This is a genomic window from Perlucidibaca aquatica, assembly GCF_001676655.1.
In the GTDB taxonomy this organism is placed as follows: Bacteria; Pseudomonadota; Gammaproteobacteria; order Pseudomonadales; family Moraxellaceae; genus Perlucidibaca; species Perlucidibaca aquatica.
Map to the genome: position 1 here is coordinate 1,020,916 of NZ_LZDB01000002.1, position 15,889 is coordinate 1,036,804.

16 protein-coding genes are annotated in these 15,889 nt (G+C 55.6%); 7 read left to right on the plus strand and 9 right to left on the minus strand.

Going from position 1 to position 15,889, the window contains the following annotated elements; genetic code table 11:
• Positions 1–222 precede the first annotated feature (222 nt).
• From A8710_RS08530 to A8710_RS08540, 3 genes are all read left to right on the plus strand, one after another.
• Positions 223–633, plus strand: coding sequence for a DUF4149 domain-containing protein (locus tag A8710_RS08530; protein ID WP_068859659.1), 411 nt, complete (start codon positions 223–225; stop codon positions 631–633).
• Positions 634–690: 57 nt separating this feature from the next.
• Complete coding sequence (locus A8710_RS08535) at positions 691–906, plus strand: TIGR02450 family Trp-rich protein (protein WP_068859661.1); 216 nt, start codon at positions 691–693, stop codon at positions 904–906.
• A gap of 203 nt (positions 907–1,109) precedes the next feature.
• Positions 1,110–2,090 carry a magnesium and cobalt transport protein CorA gene (locus A8710_RS08540; RefSeq protein ID WP_068859663.1) on the plus strand — a complete coding sequence of 327 codons (981 nt, stop codon included), beginning with the start codon at positions 1,110–1,112 and terminating at the stop codon, positions 2,088–2,090.
• Positions 2,091–2,100: 10 nt separating this feature from the next.
• On the opposite strand, the gene rraA is transcribed toward A8710_RS08540, so the two are convergent.
• Complete coding sequence (gene rraA / locus A8710_RS08545; RefSeq protein WP_068859665.1) at positions 2,101–2,580, minus strand: ribonuclease E activity regulator RraA; 480 nt, start codon at positions 2,578–2,580, stop codon at positions 2,101–2,103.
• Between the two features lie 89 nt (positions 2,581–2,669).
• Here rraA and A8710_RS08550 point away from each other — a divergent pair, with 89 nt between their 5' ends.
• On the plus strand, positions 2,670–3,338 hold the full coding sequence (locus tag A8710_RS08550) for a lytic transglycosylase domain-containing protein (RefSeq protein WP_068859667.1): 669 nt from the start codon (positions 2,670–2,672) through the stop codon (positions 3,336–3,338).
• Here A8710_RS08550 and A8710_RS08555 read toward each other — a convergent pair.
• Both A8710_RS08555 and ppsA read right to left on the minus strand, forming a co-directional pair.
• Positions 3,335–3,613, minus strand: coding sequence for a Rieske (2Fe-2S) protein (locus A8710_RS08555; RefSeq protein ID WP_198341643.1), 279 nt, complete (start codon positions 3,611–3,613; stop codon positions 3,335–3,337). The two genes, A8710_RS08550 and A8710_RS08555, sit on opposite strands and share 4 nt — an antisense overlap.
• A 122-nt stretch (positions 3,614–3,735) precedes the next feature.
• Positions 3,736–6,108, minus strand: coding sequence for a phosphoenolpyruvate synthase (ppsA, locus tag A8710_RS08560; RefSeq protein ID WP_068859671.1), 2,373 nt, complete (start codon positions 6,106–6,108; stop codon positions 3,736–3,738).
• Positions 6,109–6,420: 312 nt separating this feature from the next.
• Here ppsA and ppsR point away from each other — a divergent pair, with 312 nt between their 5' ends.
• Entirely contained in the window at positions 6,421–7,245 is an 825-nt protein-coding gene (ppsR, locus tag A8710_RS08565; RefSeq protein WP_068859673.1) for a posphoenolpyruvate synthetase regulatory kinase/phosphorylase PpsR, read from the plus strand.
• A gap of 126 nt (positions 7,246–7,371) precedes the next feature.
• Complete coding sequence (locus A8710_RS08570) at positions 7,372–9,609, plus strand: NADP-dependent isocitrate dehydrogenase (RefSeq protein ID WP_068859675.1); 2,238 nt, start codon at positions 7,372–7,374, stop codon at positions 9,607–9,609.
• Positions 9,610–9,699: 90 nt separating this feature from the next.
• Here the strand turns inward: A8710_RS08570 and clpA are convergent, their stop codons facing one another.
• The 3 genes from clpA to icd form a co-directional block, all read right to left on the minus strand.
• On the minus strand, positions 9,700–11,970 hold the full coding sequence (gene clpA / locus A8710_RS08575) for an ATP-dependent Clp protease ATP-binding subunit ClpA (protein WP_068859677.1): 2,271 nt from the start codon (positions 11,968–11,970) through the stop codon (positions 9,700–9,702).
• Positions 11,971–11,993: 23 nt separating this feature from the next.
• Complete coding sequence (gene clpS / locus A8710_RS08580) at positions 11,994–12,383, minus strand: ATP-dependent Clp protease adapter ClpS (protein ID WP_068859679.1); 390 nt, start codon at positions 12,381–12,383, stop codon at positions 11,994–11,996.
• Between the two features lie 164 nt (positions 12,384–12,547).
• A complete protein-coding gene (gene icd, locus A8710_RS08585) occupies positions 12,548–13,804 on the minus strand; it encodes an NADP-dependent isocitrate dehydrogenase (protein ID WP_068859681.1) in 1,257 nt (418 codons plus the stop codon).
• A 113-nt stretch (positions 13,805–13,917) separates the two neighbouring features.
• Between icd and A8710_RS08590 the strand changes: the two genes are divergently transcribed.
• Positions 13,918–14,574, plus strand: coding sequence for a pseudouridine synthase (locus A8710_RS08590; RefSeq protein WP_082968755.1), 657 nt, complete (start codon positions 13,918–13,920; stop codon positions 14,572–14,574).
• Positions 14,575–14,595: 21 nt separating this feature from the next.
• On the opposite strand, the gene A8710_RS08595 is transcribed toward A8710_RS08590, so the two are convergent.
• Genes A8710_RS08595 through moaC form a run of 3 tightly spaced genes read right to left on the minus strand, consistent with a single transcriptional unit; the run spans position 14,596 to position 15,845 of the window.
• Positions 14,596–15,054, minus strand: a complete 459-nt coding sequence (locus tag A8710_RS08595) for a molybdenum cofactor biosynthesis protein MoaE (protein ID WP_082968756.1) — start codon at positions 15,052–15,054, stop codon at positions 14,596–14,598.
• 3 nt (positions 15,055–15,057) lie between these two features.
• Positions 15,058–15,330, minus strand: coding sequence for a molybdopterin converting factor subunit 1 (gene moaD, locus A8710_RS08600; protein ID WP_068859683.1), 273 nt, complete (start codon positions 15,328–15,330; stop codon positions 15,058–15,060).
• A gap of 14 nt (positions 15,331–15,344) precedes the next feature.
• A complete protein-coding gene (gene moaC, locus A8710_RS08605) occupies positions 15,345–15,845 on the minus strand; it encodes a cyclic pyranopterin monophosphate synthase MoaC (protein WP_068859685.1) in 501 nt (166 codons plus the stop codon).
• Between the last annotated feature and the right edge of the window lie 44 nt (positions 15,846–15,889).

Consider the following 15,889-nt stretch of genomic DNA (forward strand, 5'->3'; position numbering starts at 1 on the left):
CTCCGCAGCTTGCCAGCACCATTGCTAACGAAATGAATGAAAGTACGAAGAATGGCTTGAAAAATGAGGACATAAATTTGAGTTCAACAAAATGGAGCAAGAATGCCAGTTTAACACTGTCGCTAATGACTTAGATTATTGAGGTTAGACAGCCCTAAGTTTGAACAGGTGTGCGGCATTACCCGATACGGTAGTTTGATGTGAATTTTTCGGGAGTCCGTCATGCTAAACCACACCCTGCTTATCGCCGCCCTGCTAGCAACCGCCCTGCTCTTCGGCGGCATGCTGCTCTTCGCCGGCGGCTTTGCGGCCTTCGCCCTTAAAGCCCTGCCACCGGTGGAGGCGCGCCTGCTGATTCGCGCCGCATTTCCGCCCTTCTACGCTTTCGTCATCCTCGTCGCCACGCTCGCTGCCTTACTGACTTGGACGCTGGATGCCCCGAGCACGCTGGCCTTGGCCCTGATCGCGCTAACCACCTTCCCCACGCGTCAGATCCTGATGCCCGCCATCAACAACGCTGCCGATTCAGGACAGAACCGGCGCTTCCAGGTACTGCATATGCTATCGGTACTCATCACACTGGCACACATCGGTATCGCTGGTCTGATCATGCTCCGACTCGCCGCGCAGTGATCTCGATGTATTTGCGGCATCAAGCGACTAATACTGAGTTCAGTCATCAGAGGCGTTATGAACAAAATTAATCCCAGAAAACTGCTTCACAGCAAGTGGACTGCACAGAAGCCGCAAGCAAGAGAGAAGCATTTCATGGTCACTGAGGTCGAGTTCGATGAAGAAGGCGTTGTGACCCTATGCTTGATCGAGGCCGTTCTGACAAAGCGCTCAATGCCGATTCAATGGCAAGATCTAAAAAATATTGAGAACTGGCAACAGGGCTGGAAATAGATACATGGCCTAGAGAGCCCATTTCACTAGACACTGGCTTAACAACGTCGGTACATCCTGAGGGTTGCCAAGACGAACGGGCTAAGGGCTTGTCGATTTTGGGCAATTTCTTTTGCCGCCTAATAATTCTGACCAGCCGTCAACCCGACCGCGACCAGTCGTGGCATGCTCAAGGCATTGCTGCTGTCTCTCAGGAACTCCGTATGTCTGGCGCTATCATTAATTCCATTGCTTATGACCGTGACGGCCATCGCATCGCCAAAGTCGAACTGCCCGACACCAAGGCCTTTCTTCTGGCGCATCCGGAGTCCTTTTTGTGGATCGGTTTGCATGAGCCCGATGCCGCTATGGTCAATACGCTGCAGGAGCAATTTGGTCTGCATGAGCTGGCCGTTGAAGATGCCCTATGCGCGCATCAGCGCCCAAAAATTGAAACCTATGGCGACACGCGATTTATTGTGACGCACACTGCCGAGCGCAATGGCAGCTGCATCGTTTTTGGCGAAACCCACCTGTTTATTAGTGATCGCTTCCTCATCAGCATTCGTCATGGGCCGTCACACACCTACGCCACTATGCGTCAGCGCGTGGAGGCGAGACCCCGCCAGCTAGGCTTCGGCCCCAGCTATCCGCTCTATGCCATTCTCGATTTTATCGTGGATAACTACGCGCCCATCGTCGATGACTTTAAGCAAACCTTGCATAAGCTGGAGCAAGATATTTTCCAACCGCAGTACAAGCGCGGCACCATCAAGCGTTTGTATGAGCTGAAGCGCGAGCTCATTACCTTGCGCCTTGCCTCGGCACCACTGCAGGACATCGCACAAGAACTGAGCCATGGCCAGGATGATTTTATTCACCCCGCTATCCAGCCCTATTTCCGCGATATTGCCGATCACTGCACGCGCATCAACGAGGCCATTGATGCCCTTAATGAGCTGCTCACGGCCGCGATTCAGGTCAACTTGTCCTTGGTGACCGTGAAGCAAAACGAAGTGGTGAAGCGATTGGCAGGATGGGCCGCCCTATTAGCACTACCCACCCTGATCACCAGCATTTACGGCATGAACTTTGAGCACATGCCCGAGCTGCAATTTGAATATGCTTACCCGACGGTACTGGCTTTAACGGCACTAGCCTGCTTCAAGCTCCATAAAACCCTTAAACAAGCGGGCTGGATGTAATCTAGGCCGCTTAGATCAGTTTTTGTGCCGATACGATGATGCCGTTGTTGTCGGCATAGACGTATTCCCCGGGCGTAAAGGTCACGCCAGCGAAGGTGACGGGCAGGCCGACTTCGCCCACGCCCTTACGCACGCTCTTCAACGGGATGGCAGCAATGGCTTGAATGCCAATATCGAGCTCGGCCAGCGCATCCACATCCCGCACGCAGCCATACACAATCACACCCGCCCAGCCCTGCTTAACCGCGCTCGCCCCGATCAAGTCCCCCAATAGGGCACAGCGCAAAGAGCCGCCACCATCCACCACCAACACTCGACCTTCGCCGGGTGTGGCCAATAACTCTTTAACCCGGGAGTTATCTTCGTGGCACTTGACCGTGACAATGGCACCGCCAAAGGCATTGAGGCCTCCGTAGTTGGCAAACATCGGCTCGCAGACACGAACAGCCTCTGGAAACTCATCACATAAATCACAGGTAACAAAAGACATGGCGGCTCTCCCAAGCGAATGACTAAAAGGGTAACTTTACCCTGCGCGGGTCGAGTGCGACAATTTGTGCTTACTCAAGAGTGTGTGTCATGAAGCGTTATTTGTTTGCCAGCAGCTTATCTTTAGTTTTGCTCGCCTCCAGCGGCGCAAGCGCAGGCGAGCTTTATCGTTTTCAAGATGCCGATGGCAATGTGCTGCTCACCAACCAAGTCGATAAACAACGCAAGCCTTTGCGCCAAGACCGCCAGCAATACCGGCGACTCGTCAAAGTGACGTGGTACCCAGACACCAATGTGCACAGTTACCGCAATTGGGGCAAAACGGAAATGGCCGTTAAGGCCAGTGCCAGCAAAAATCGTAATGCGTTCGATGACAGCATTCGCTTAGCGGCCCAACAATACGATGTAGATTTTGGCCTGATTAAAGCCGTGATACATACCGAATCCGGCTTTGACCCCAAGGCGCGCTCGGGCCCCGGCGCGCAAGGCTTAATGCAACTCATGCCGGCTACCGCCAAGCGCTACCGCGTTACCGATGCCTGGGACCCCGCGCAAAATATCAATGCCGGAGCCAAGCATCTGCGTTATCTGCTGAAGCGATACGGGGACTTGTCGCTGGCACTAGCCGCGTATAACGCAGGTGAAGGCAACGTTGATAAGTACGGTGGCATTCCACCGTTTACGGAAACGCAAGACTACGTAGAGCGCGTTACCGGACGCTATACACGTCTTTATGGTGGCTCACTCGCGGCGAATTAAAGCACCACACCAATCTGATTGCCTTCATACACCAGGCTATATCGCGTTAAGCAGGGGCCTGGCGCGGGCAGACGGCATTGGCCATCCGACAAATTAAACGACCAGCCATGATTCGGGCAACGAATGGCGCCAGCGGTGATCGCTCCCTCGGTTAGCGCCGCCCCGCGATGCGGGCATTGATTGCGAATCAGATAGCGCTGACCATCCTCTTGTATGAGTAACAGCGGAATGCCATCGACGATGAACTCTCGACGATAGCCATTTTCTAAAAACATGAGTTTTTCAAGGGCATGAAACGCCATATTGCCTTTGCCTCAAACAAAATCACTTCACTTCACTTCAGTTCAGATAGCAGAAAGGCGGGTTTCCCCGCCTTTCCACGACGCATCAACCCAGCTTACTTACCGTGGTTAGCCGCTAGGAAGAACCACGTTTCCAACACGGAGTCTGGGTTCAACGAGACTGAATCAATGCCCTCTTCCATCAGCCATTTGGCCAGATCGGGGTGGTCTGATGGGCCCTGACCGCAGATACCGATGTACTTGCCGGCCTTACGGCAAGCCTGAATGGCACGCGAAAGCAGGAACTTCACCGCCGGATCACGCTCGTCGAACAGGTGGGAAACGATGCCCGAGTCACGATCCAGACCCAGCGTCAGCTGCGTGAGGTCGTTGGAGCCGATGGAGAAGCCGTCGAAGTGCTCAAGGAACTCTTCCGCCAACAAAGCGTTGGTCGGCAGCTCGCACATCATGATGATGCGCAGGCCATTCTCGCCACGCTTCAGGCCCTTCTCGGCCAGCAGCTCGATGACGCGCTTGGCTTCACCGGTGGTGCGCACGAACGGAATCATGATCTCGACGTTGGTCAGGCCCATGACATCGCGAACCTTCTTCAGCGCACGCACTTCCAGATCGAAACAATCGCGGAAATTATCCGAGACATAGCGGCTGGCGCCACGGAAACCCAACATCGGGTTCTCTTCTTCCGGCTCATAGAGCTTGCCGCCGACCAGGTTGGCGTATTCGTTCGACTTAAAGTCGGACATGCGCACAATGACTTTCTTCGGATAGAACGCCGCCGCCAGTGTGGCGATACCTTCGGTGAGTTTCTCAACGTAGAAATCCACCGGCGAGGCATAACCGGCGCAACGCTGATCGACCGATTGCTTGATGTCGCGCGGCAGCGTGTCGTAGTTCAGCAACGCCTTCGGGTGCACACCAATCATGCGGTTGATGATGAACTCCAAACGCGCCAAGCCAATGCCTTCGTTCGGCAGCGTGGCGAAATCAAAGGCGCGATCCGGGTTGCCTACGTTCATCATGATCTTGAACGGCAGCTTCGGCATGGCGTCGATGGTGTTTTTCTGAATCTCGAAGTCGAGCAGACCCTCGTAGATGAAGCCAGTATCGCCTTCGGCGCAGGATGCCGTGACTTCCATGCCATCCTTCAGCACATCGGTGGCATTGCCGCAGCCAACGATGGCCGGCACGCCCAGTTCACGCGCAATAATGGCCGCGTGACAGGTACGGCCGCCACGGTTGGTAATAATGGCGCTGGCGCGTTTCATCACCGGCTCCCAGTCGGGGTCGGTCATGTCCGAGACGAGCACATCGCCCGGCTGCACTTTTTCCATTTCCTTGATCGAACGCACCACGCGAACCACACCGGAGCCGATGCGCTGACCAATCGAGCGGCCTTCGCAGACCACTTTGCCCTTCTGCTTGAGCAGATAGCGTTCCATGGTGCCGGCGTTCTGGCGGCTCTTCACGGTTTCAGGGCGAGCCTGCACGATGTAGAGCTTGCCGTCGTCGCCATCTTTCGCCCACTCCACGTCCATCGGCGCACCGTAGTGCTTCTCGATGATCAGGGCCTGACGGGCCAACTCTTCAATTTCCGCATCGGTCAGCGAGAACTTGGCGCGCTCGAGCTTATCCACCGGCACAATTTGTGTAGAACGACCGGCAGCACCGCTATCGGCATAAATCATTTTCTGTGCTTTGGTGCCCAAGTTGCGGCGCAACACGGCTGGACGACCCGCATTCAGCGTGCCCTTATGCACATAGAATTCATCCGGGTTAACGGCGCCCTGCACCACCATTTCGCCCAGGCCATAGGACGAGGTGATGAACACGACATCGCGAAAGCCGGATTCGGTATCCAGCGTGAACAACACGCCTGACGTGCCGATTTCCGAGCGCACCATGCGCTGAATACCAGCCGACAACGCGACCAGCTTGTGCTCGAAGCCCTGATGTACGCGGTAAGCGATGGCGCGATCATTGAACAGCGACGCAAACACTTCTTTGATGGCAATCAGCACATTGTCATAGCCGCGAATGTTCAAGAAGGTTTCTTGCTGACCAGCGAACGAGGCATCGGGCAAGTCTTCTGCTGTGGCAGAGGAGCGAACGGCCAAAGGCATTTGCTCATTGCCACCGGTGAGCAGGTCAAACTCGGCGCGAACAGCCTGCTCCAGCGCCGGAATCAGTGGCGTTTCAACAACCCACTGACGAATCTTGCGACCGGCTTCCGCCAGCGCCAGCACATCTTCAACATTGAGTTCATCGAGCACATCGTGGATACGTTTGTTCAGGCCGCTTTGCTCAAGGAAGTCACGATAGGCCTGCGCCGTGGTTGCAAAGCCACCGGGAACCGATACACCGGCGTTGGCGAGGTTGCTAATCATTTCGCCAAGGGAGGCATTTTTGCCGCCGACGATTTCAACGTCGTGCTTGCCGAGCTTCTGAAAGGGGATGACGAGATTTGCCACGATGCTGCTCCCTGTATGGAGTGGGGTGGTGGATGAGGCTGACGTGGATCGCACGCCTACAAGCCTCGTTGGATTCTACTGTATAGCCAGTTGCTTTGCCTCGCTGCCAGCGATCTGCCCGACCAAGGTGGAATACCTTGCCCAGCCCATTGCAAATGCCCGTGCGCTGAAGGTATCTTGCTGTTTTCGATGAGAAATAGCGTGCGCCCCTCTGCGCAGTCTCGACCCATTCAGACACAGCACTTAATTCACGTAAAAAATTAGTATCATTTCTATTATGAATAATTGGCGCCTAGCGCCTGAAGGCCCCGCATGAAACGTTCCGTGTTCTTCATTTCCGATGGCACTGGCATCACCGCCGAAACCTTGGGGCACAGCCTGCTCTCGCAGTTCGAAGAGATCCGTTTCGAGGAAACCACCCTGCCCTACATCGACACGGTGGAAAAGGCGATCACCGCCCAGCAAGAGATCAATCGCGCGGCAGAAGCGGATGGCGTGCGCCCGATCATCATCGACACCATTGTCGACAAATCAATACGCGCGGTGATCGCTGAAGCCAACGGCTACATGATGGATGTCTTCGATACCTTCGTGGATAAACTGCAGGCCGAGTTGTGCTCACAGGCCAACAACACCGTCGGCAAATCCCACTCGATCACCAATAACCCGCACTACAACGACCGTATCGATGCCGTGAACTTCGCCCTGGATAACGATGACGGCGCTCGCACCAAGCATTACGACAAGGCGGACATTATTCTCGTCGGCGTGTCGCGCTCGGGCAAAACGCCGACCTCGCTGTACATGGCACTGCAGTTTGGCGTGCATGTGGCCAACTACCCACTGACCGAAGATGACTTTGACGACTTGCGCCTGCCGGCCTCGCTGCGCGAATACAAAAGCAAACTGTTCGGCCTAACCATTGATCCCGAACGCCTAAGCGCCATCCGTAACGAACGGCGGGCAAACTCACCCTATTCGTCGCTAAGCCAGTGCCAGAAAGAAGTACGGGCGGCCGAAGCCATCTTCAATCGCGAAGGGGTGCAATTCATCAAAACAACCCATGCCTCCATCGAAGAGATATCGACACGCATCATGGCGAGCGTGGGCATCAAACGAAAATCACTGCAACCATGAGCGGGTTATCGCCGGCCACCCACTTCTCATCGGACTTTAGATTGAATTTCATCAAGGTAAATGTCAGTTGATGTTACGGTATCAGGTAATGACACTCTTTCCCCTCCTCAACCTCGGGATGACGAGATGAGCACGCAACAACCCACGATTATTTATACCCTGACCGATGAAGCACCGCGCTTAGCCACGGCATCGCTTCTACCCATCGTGCAGGCTTTCGCCGCATCAGCGGGCATTAATGTGGTCACCAGCGACATCTCGCTGGCGACCCGCATCCTAAGCCAATTTCCGGAGAAACTGTCCGAGTCGCAACGCGTACCCGATACGCTCGACGCCTTAGGCAAGCTCACACAAACCCCGGAAGCCAACATCATTAAGCTACCTAACATCAGTGCCTCGGTGTCGCAGCTCAAAGCCGCCATCAAGGAACTGCAGGACAAGGGCTACCCTATCCCCGACTTCCCTGAAACACCGCAGACCGATGAAGAGCGTGACATTCGCGCACGCTATAACAAGTGCATCGGTAGTTCGGTGAATCCTGTACTGCGCGAAGGTAACTCGGATCGTCGCGCCCCGGCGGCTGTGAAAAACTACGCCCGTAAGCACCCGCACAGCATGGCTGAATGGAGCCAAGCTTCACGCTCTCATGTCTCGCACATGCATTCGGGTGACTTCTATCATGGCGAAAAGTCCATGACGCTGGACCGCGCCCGCCGAGTGAAAATGGAACTGATCACCCAGAGCGGCAAGACCCTGTTGCTTAAGCCAGAGGTCGCCTTGCTCGACCGCGAAGTGATCGACTCCATGTTCCTGAGTAAGAAGGCACTGGTGGCCTTTTATGAAAAGGAAATCGAGGACGCGCACAAAACCGGCGTGATGTTCTCCTTGCATGTCAAAGCCACCATGATGAAGGTTTCGCACCCCATCGTGTTCGGTCATTGCGTGCGTATCTTCTACAAGGATGCTTTCGAGAAACACGGCAAGCTCTTTGAAGAGCTGGGCGTTAACGTGAATAACGGCATGGTCGACCTGTACAACAAGATCGCGACCCTACCGCAGAGCCTTCAGGACGAGATCAAGCAGGACCTGCACGCCTGTCACGAACACCGTCCCAAGCTGGCCATGGTCGATTCGGCCAAGGGCATCACTAACTTTCACTCCCCGAACGATGTCATCGTCGATGCCTCCATGCCAGCTATGATCCGCAATGGCGGCAAGATGTACGGCGCCGATGGTCGACTCCGCGACGTGAAGGCCGTTATGCCGGAATCAACCTTCGCGCGCATTTATCAAGAAATCATTAACTTCTGTAAATGGCATGGCGCTTTCGACCCAACCACGATGGGCACTGTCCCCAACGTTGGCCTGATGGCACAACAGGCGGAAGAGTACGGCTCGCACGACAAGACTTTCGAAATATCCGAAGACGGCGTCGCCAATATCACTGACCTAGACACCGGCGAAGTGCTGCTCAGCGAACAGGTGGAAGCTGGCGATATTTGGCGCATGTGCCAGACCAAAGACGCGGCCATCCGCGACTGGGTCAAACTGGCGGTGTCGCGTGCACGCAACTCCGGCATGCCCGTGGTGTTCTGGCTGGACTCCTATCGTCCGCACGAGGCTCAACTCATCGCAAAGGTGCGAATGTATCTGCAGGAGCATGACACCGCCGGCCTAGACATTCAGATCATGAGCCAGGTGCGCGCCATGCGCTACACGCTGGAGCGTGTGGTTCGTGGCCTCGACACCATCAGCGCTACTGGCAACATTCTGCGCGACTATTTGACCGACCTGTTCCCTATTATGGAGCTGGGAACGTCCGCCAAAATGTTGTCCGTTGTACCGCTAATGGCCGGTGGCGGCATGTATGAAACCGGCGCCGGCGGCTCGGCACCTAAGCACGTGCAGCAGCTGGTGGAAGAGAACCACCTGCGCTGGGACTCCTTGGGCGAGTTCTTGGCGCTGGCCGTGAGCCTGGAGGATATGGGCATCAAGCATGACAATGCCAAAGCCAAGGTGCTCGCTCGGACGCTGGATGAGGCTACCGGCAAGCTGCTCGACAACAGCAAAGGCCCCTCACCTAAAACGGGCCAGCTCGACAACCGTGGCAGCCACTTCTATCTTGCTCTGTATTGGGCTCAGGCCTTAGCAGAACAACGTGATGACACCGTTCTCGCCGCCCGCTTCAAGCCGTTAGCCGACAAGCTAACAGCCGATGAGCAACGCATCATCGATGAGTTGGCGAGCGTGCAAGGAACGACTTCAGATATCGGCGGCTATTACCTGCCGGACCCACTCAAGATTGATGCGGTGATGCGCCCGAGCACCACCCTCAATACAGCGATCGCTTCGTTGCTCTCGTAACAAAGCGCCTGCCACAGGAAAACCGCTGCTTGAAACAAAACCGCCGGCATCATAGCCGGCGGTTTTGTTTCAAGCGGCTGATCGTGTCAGTCAGTGCATTTTTGCCGGCTCACGACGCTCTACCGCTTCGGCATCCAACTGCAAGGCATCGTTTTTCACCGACACATGCACACGGCCGCCTTTGTCGGCGAGCGCGCCGAACAGAATCATTTCAGCGAGTGGCTTCTTAAGCTGCTCCTGAATCAAACGAGCCATCGGACGAGCCCCCATAAGCTTGTCGTAACCACGTTCGGCCAGCCAAGCACGGGCGTCTACATCCACCTCAAGCTGCACATGCTTGTCATCGAGCTGAGCCTGCAACTCCACCAAGAACTTATCAACGACGTTAACAATCGTCGATGGGTGCAGCGACGCAAACTGAATCACGCTGTCGAGGCGATTTCGGAACTCCGGCGTGAAGGTCTTCTTCAATGCTTCCATGCCGTCGGTACTGTGATCTTGCAAGGTAAAGCCCATGCTAGAGCGAGACACCATTTCTGCACCGGCATTGGTGGTCATCACCAACACCACGTGGCGGAAGTCGGCTTTACGACCGTTGTTATCGGTTAGCGTGCCGTGATCCATCACCTGCAAGAGCAGGTTAAAGACTTCCGGATGTGCTTTCTCAATTTCATCGAGCAAGAGGACGCAATGCGGATTTTTCACCACCGCCTCTGTCAGCAAACCGCCCTGGTCATAGCCAACATAGCCGGGTGGCGCGCCAATTAAGCGAGACACCGTGTGACGCTCCATGTACTCGGACATGTCAAAGCGCACCAATTCAACCCCCAGCGTACGAGCCAACTGCTTGGTGACCTCGGTCTTACCCACACCGGTCGGGCCGGCAAAGAGGAAGCTGCCAATGGGCTTTTCGGGCGCTTTCAGACCGGCGCGCGAGAGTTTGATGGCGGCACTCAGCACATCAATGGCTTCGTCCTGACCAAACACCGTCATTTTCAGATCGCGTTCAAGATTACGCAGCGCTTCTTTATCATTGGACGACACCGATTTCGCCGGAATACGGGCGACCTTGGCGACCATTTCTTCAATTTCAGCCACGCCAATCACCTTCTTGCGACGGCTCACCGGCAACAGACGCTGGTAGGCGCCCGCCTCGTCAATCAGATCGATGGCCTTGTCAGGCAGGAAGCGCTCGTTGATGTAGCGATCCGCCAGCGTCGCGGCCATCTGCAAGGCCTTATCGGCATAGCGAACATGGTGATGCTCTTCGAAGCGCGACTTGAGGCCGCGCAGAATGCGATAGGTCTCATCCACGGTGGGCTCAGACACATCAATCTTGTGGAAACGACGCGACAAGGCCCCGTCTTTCTCAAACAGATTGCGGTATTCCTGATAAGTCGTAGAGCCCATGCACTTCAGCGAGCCGTTGGTGAGCGCAGGCTTGAGCATATTGGACACATCCAACACGCCGCCACCGGCGGAACCGGCGCCAATAATGGTGTGAATTTCATCAATAAACAGCACAGCGCCGGGCTGATCAGTCAGCTCGTTGATCAGCGCCTTGAAGCGCTTCTCGAAATCACCGCGATATTTAGTGCCGGCCAGCAGCGATCCAATATCCAAGGAGTACACCACAGCATCGGCAATGGCTTCCGGCACTTTCTTTTCCACGATCAGCCAGGCCAGGCCTTCGGCTATCGCAGTCTTGCCAACGCCCGGTTCGCCCACCAGCACTGGATTATTCTTGCGACGGCGGCAGAGGACTTGAATAGCCCGCTCAATTTCGTGCTCTCGACCCACTAACGGATCTAGCTTGCCTTTTTTCGCCATCTCATTGAGGTTGACGGCGTAGTTTGCCAGCGCGCTATCGGCAGCCGCTTCTGGCGCAGTTTCGTGATCGCTGCTGTCACTATCGCGGGAGTCTTCTTCCGGCTGCCCGCCGTGGGACAGGTAATTGACCACGTCCAATCGGCTAATGCTTTGCAGCTTGAGCAGATAAACCGCCTGAGATTCCTGTTCAGAGAAAATCGCGACGAGCACATTCGCGCCGTTAACTTCACGCTTACCCGAAGACTGAACATGGAAGACCGCACGTTGCAAAACGCGCTGAAAACCTAGGGTCGGCTGAGTTTCGCGGCCGCCGTCAGGCACTGGCAGCAAAGGCGTTGCTTCATCTACATACTGTTGCAGCTCCCGGCGCAGCGAAATGATTTCTGCGCCACAGGCCTTCAAGGCCTGCACTGCAGATTCATTATCCAGCAACGCCAGCATGAGATGCTCAACGGTGATGAACTCATGGCGCTTGCCGCGTGCATCACGGAAGGCCAAATTGAGGGTCAGTTCTAGTTCACGACTTAACATGCCTGCCACTCCTTGCCATTGCTTTAAAGCATGGGCTCTGCCTGACACAACAGCGGATGTTCGTGCTGCTGTGCATATTCGACGACCATGGCCGCCTTCGTTTCCGCAACATCTTTTGAATAACTACCCACGCCGGCACGGCCGTGATGGTGTACTTGTAGCATCAACTGGGTGGCTGCATCCGCGTTCAGCCCAAAGAAGCGAAGCAACACTTCAATGACAAACTCCATAGGAGTGTAATCGTCATTTAAAATCACAACTTGATAGCGGCGAGGGTGTTTAAGCTCTGGCTTAACGACTTCAACCAGGGCAACGCCCTGTCCGTGCAAGTCATTTTCATCCCCTGCCCCGTGACCGGCATCTGGCCCCGCGTAGGGCTGTGTCAGGGAGCAAGAGTGACGCGTAGAGAGCATGGAATCGTTCATGAGGGTAAGACTGGTGGTTTCTTGCTTTCGTGTCTGCATGACAAGACTTTAACAGATGTCTTTGCCCTGACGACAAGCCCCTAAAATGAAAAAAGCCTCCAACTTTTTATCGATTGGAGGCTTTTTATGTTCACTCACGCGAGGGCGGGGACTTACATATGGCTGATGATGGCATCGCCAAATTCAGAGCAACGCAGCAGGGTGGCATCGGGCATGAGACGCTCGAAATCGTAAGTCACTGTTTTCGCAGCAATCGCACGTTCAACACCTTGAATGATGAGATCAGCGGCCTCAGACCAACCCATGTGACGCAGCATCATTTCCGCCGACAAAATGATGGAACCGGGGTTAACTTTGTCCTGACCAGCATACTTCGGCGCAGTACCGTGTGTGGCTTCAAACACGGCCACCGAACCCCCTAAGTTGGCACCGGGCGCAATACCAATACCGCCCACTTCCGCCGCAAGGGCATCGGAGATGTAGTCGCCGTTAAGGTTCAAGGTGGCGATCACCGAGTAATCTGACGGCCGCATCAGAATTTGCTGCAAAAAGGCATCGGCAATCACATCTTTGATGATGATGGGGTTGCCCGTCTTAGGGTTCTTCAGGCTCATCCATGGGCCGCCGTCGATTAAGGTGGCACCGAAACGCTCTGCCGCCAGCTCGTAGCCCCACTCTTTGAAGGCACCTTCGGTGTACTTCATGATGTTGCCTTTGTGCACTAGGGTCACCGAGGGTTCATCATGATCAATGGCGTATTGAATGGCCTTGCGTACCAAACGCTGCGTGCCTTCTTTAGACACCGGCTTAATACCAATGCCGCAGTTTTCAGTGAAGCGAATCTTGGTAACACCCATTTCCTCTTTGAGGAACTTAATGACCTTAATAGCCTCTGGGCTGTTCGCCTTCCATTCAATGCCGGCGTAAATGTCTTCCGAGTTTTCACGGAAGATAATCATGTCGGTGAGCTCTGGGTGTGATACCGGGCTGGGCACACCGGGGAACCAACGCACCGGACGGATACAGACGTACAGATCCAACTCCTGGCGCAGGGCCACGTTCAGCGAGCGAATGCCGCCACCCACGGGAGTCGTCAGCGGGCCTTTAATAGACACCACGTATTCGCGCAGGGCATCAAAGGTTTCAGCGGGCATCCATACATCGGGGCCATAAACTTTAGTGGCTTTCTCGCCACAATAGACTTCCATCCACGAAATCGCGCGCTTGGTGCCGTAGGCATTAGCGACTGCGGCATCAACCACTTTTTTCATGACCGGCGTGATATCAACGCCGATACCATCGCCTTCAATGAAGGGGATGATGGGATAGTTTGGAACATTCAGCGACAGGTCGGCGTTGACGGTGATTTTGTCGCCGTCGGCCGGAACCGTGATCTTCTGGTAACCCATTCTGCAGGTACTCCGTCTCAAGTGCGGCGCGGGTAGCGCCAAGGTGCGATTGATGAAATCGTTCTTGTTTCAGACGAGTATACTCATCCGTTTTGTTGCCCCCAAGAGTTCCCATGCCCACACCAACACCCGCAAACAGGCATAATCGACCACGGCCTGAGCCAGCAGATACACAGCAACCTGCACGACTGCTGTTGCTGCACAAGCCGTTTCAGGTTTTGAGCCAGTTCAGTGCGCATGAGGGCAAACAAACGCTTGCCGATGTGCTCTATTCGGGACAACGCGGCGCGGACAAGCAATTTTCAGGCCTATACCCTGCGGGCCGATTAGATTTTGATTCGGAAGGCCTCTTAATCCTGACAAACCATGGCCCCTGGCAGGCTCGCATTGCGCATCCGCGCTTTAAATTGCCGAAAACTTACTGGGCACAGGTTGAGGGTGTGGTCACTGATGAGGCACTTTTGGCGCTACGCACTGGCGTGATGCTCAATGATGGACCCGCCGTGGCCTTGCAAGCGACCCGCTTGGATGCGCCCGTGGTCAGTGAGCGCGTACCGCCTATACGCCATCGCGCTGCTATTCCCACGAGCTGGATTGCCTTGGTGTTGGGTGAAGGGCGTAATCGCCAAGTGCGGCGCATGACCGCCGCCGTAGGTCTGCCCACACTTCGCCTGATTCGCGTCGCCATCGGCCCGTGGCAGCTAAACGATTTAGCGGTGGGCGCTTGCCGCGAGATTCCTACCGCCGATGCTCGCGCCGTTTTAGGCTAAGCCGACGCGTGAAGCCGGGAGTTACGCTCTGGGCTTAGGCAAGTGCGCGTTTGGGGCATCAACCCAATGCGCCTGTCCGTTTAACCACTCGCGTTTCCAGAACGGTGCCGAGGTTTTCAAGGCATCCATCACATACGCCGCAGCGTCAAAGGCCTCACGCCGATGCGCCGATGCCACGCTCACGCGCACAATGGTCTCGCCCGCTGGCACATAGCCAATACGATGCACAATTTCGCCGGCAACGATGTGCCATCGGCTCTCGGCATCACGCAGTAGTTGCCTTAACACGCGCTCGGACATGCCGGGGTAATGCTCAAGATCTATGGCGTCCACATCCCCCAAGGCACTTGCCCGACGCACCTGGCCGGTAAACGTCACGGTGGCACCGACGCCCGCCAGCGCTTGCCAGGCTTCAACCGCCGGGCAATAGGGTGAGAGGGTCTTGTCGGCTATCTCAACGCGCCAAGGCTCCTGAGTCATCACTCAGCCTCCGGTGACTGGCGGGAAGAACGCGACTTCATCGTGGTCGTTCAGCTCTACTTCACCGCTCACATTCAGTAGGTTTTGATTCAGCGCCACCATCACAGCGCTAGCCTCGGGCCCCACCAGCGCCGCCCAGGTATCGCCGCGCAAGGCCAAATCGGCACGCAAGGTGTTTACTGTCTGCATGTCCGGCCTGAGCTCAATCACTTCCTCGCTCAGACCCAGTTTTTCTCGAAAACGCGCGAAATATCGAACAGTAATGCGGGGAGCCATGATTCAACTTCTCATCAACGGACTAAAGAGGCATCGCGCTGCCAATGACCACTGGCACCGCCACACTTGGTTTCTAACTGAATTTGTTCCACTACCATGCCGCGATCCACGGCCTTGCACATGTCATACACCGTGAGTGCCGCCACCGAGGCTGCTGTTAGCGCCTCCATTTCCACCCCAGTGGGTCCGCTCACCTTGCAGCGCGCGCGGATTTGTAAGCCCGGCAGCGACTCATCGGCCTCCAGCGTCACACTCACGCCGGTGAGCATGAGCGGATGACAGAGCGGAATCAGCTCCCATGTGCGTTTAGCCGCCTGAATGCCGGCAATACGCGCCACGGCCAGCACATCGCCTTTGGGATGCCCCTGCGCCACAATCATCGCGAGGGTAGAGGCCTGCATGCGCACGCGCGCGCTGGCAATGGCCTCGCGAGCGGTGTCGGGCTTGTCGCCCACATCCACCATGCGTGCCGCGCCGTGTTCATCAAGGTGTGTCAGTGCCTGTTTCGCTGTCATGGTGCTGGCAATCCGTTAACATAAGCGTCCTAGTTTCCGGAATT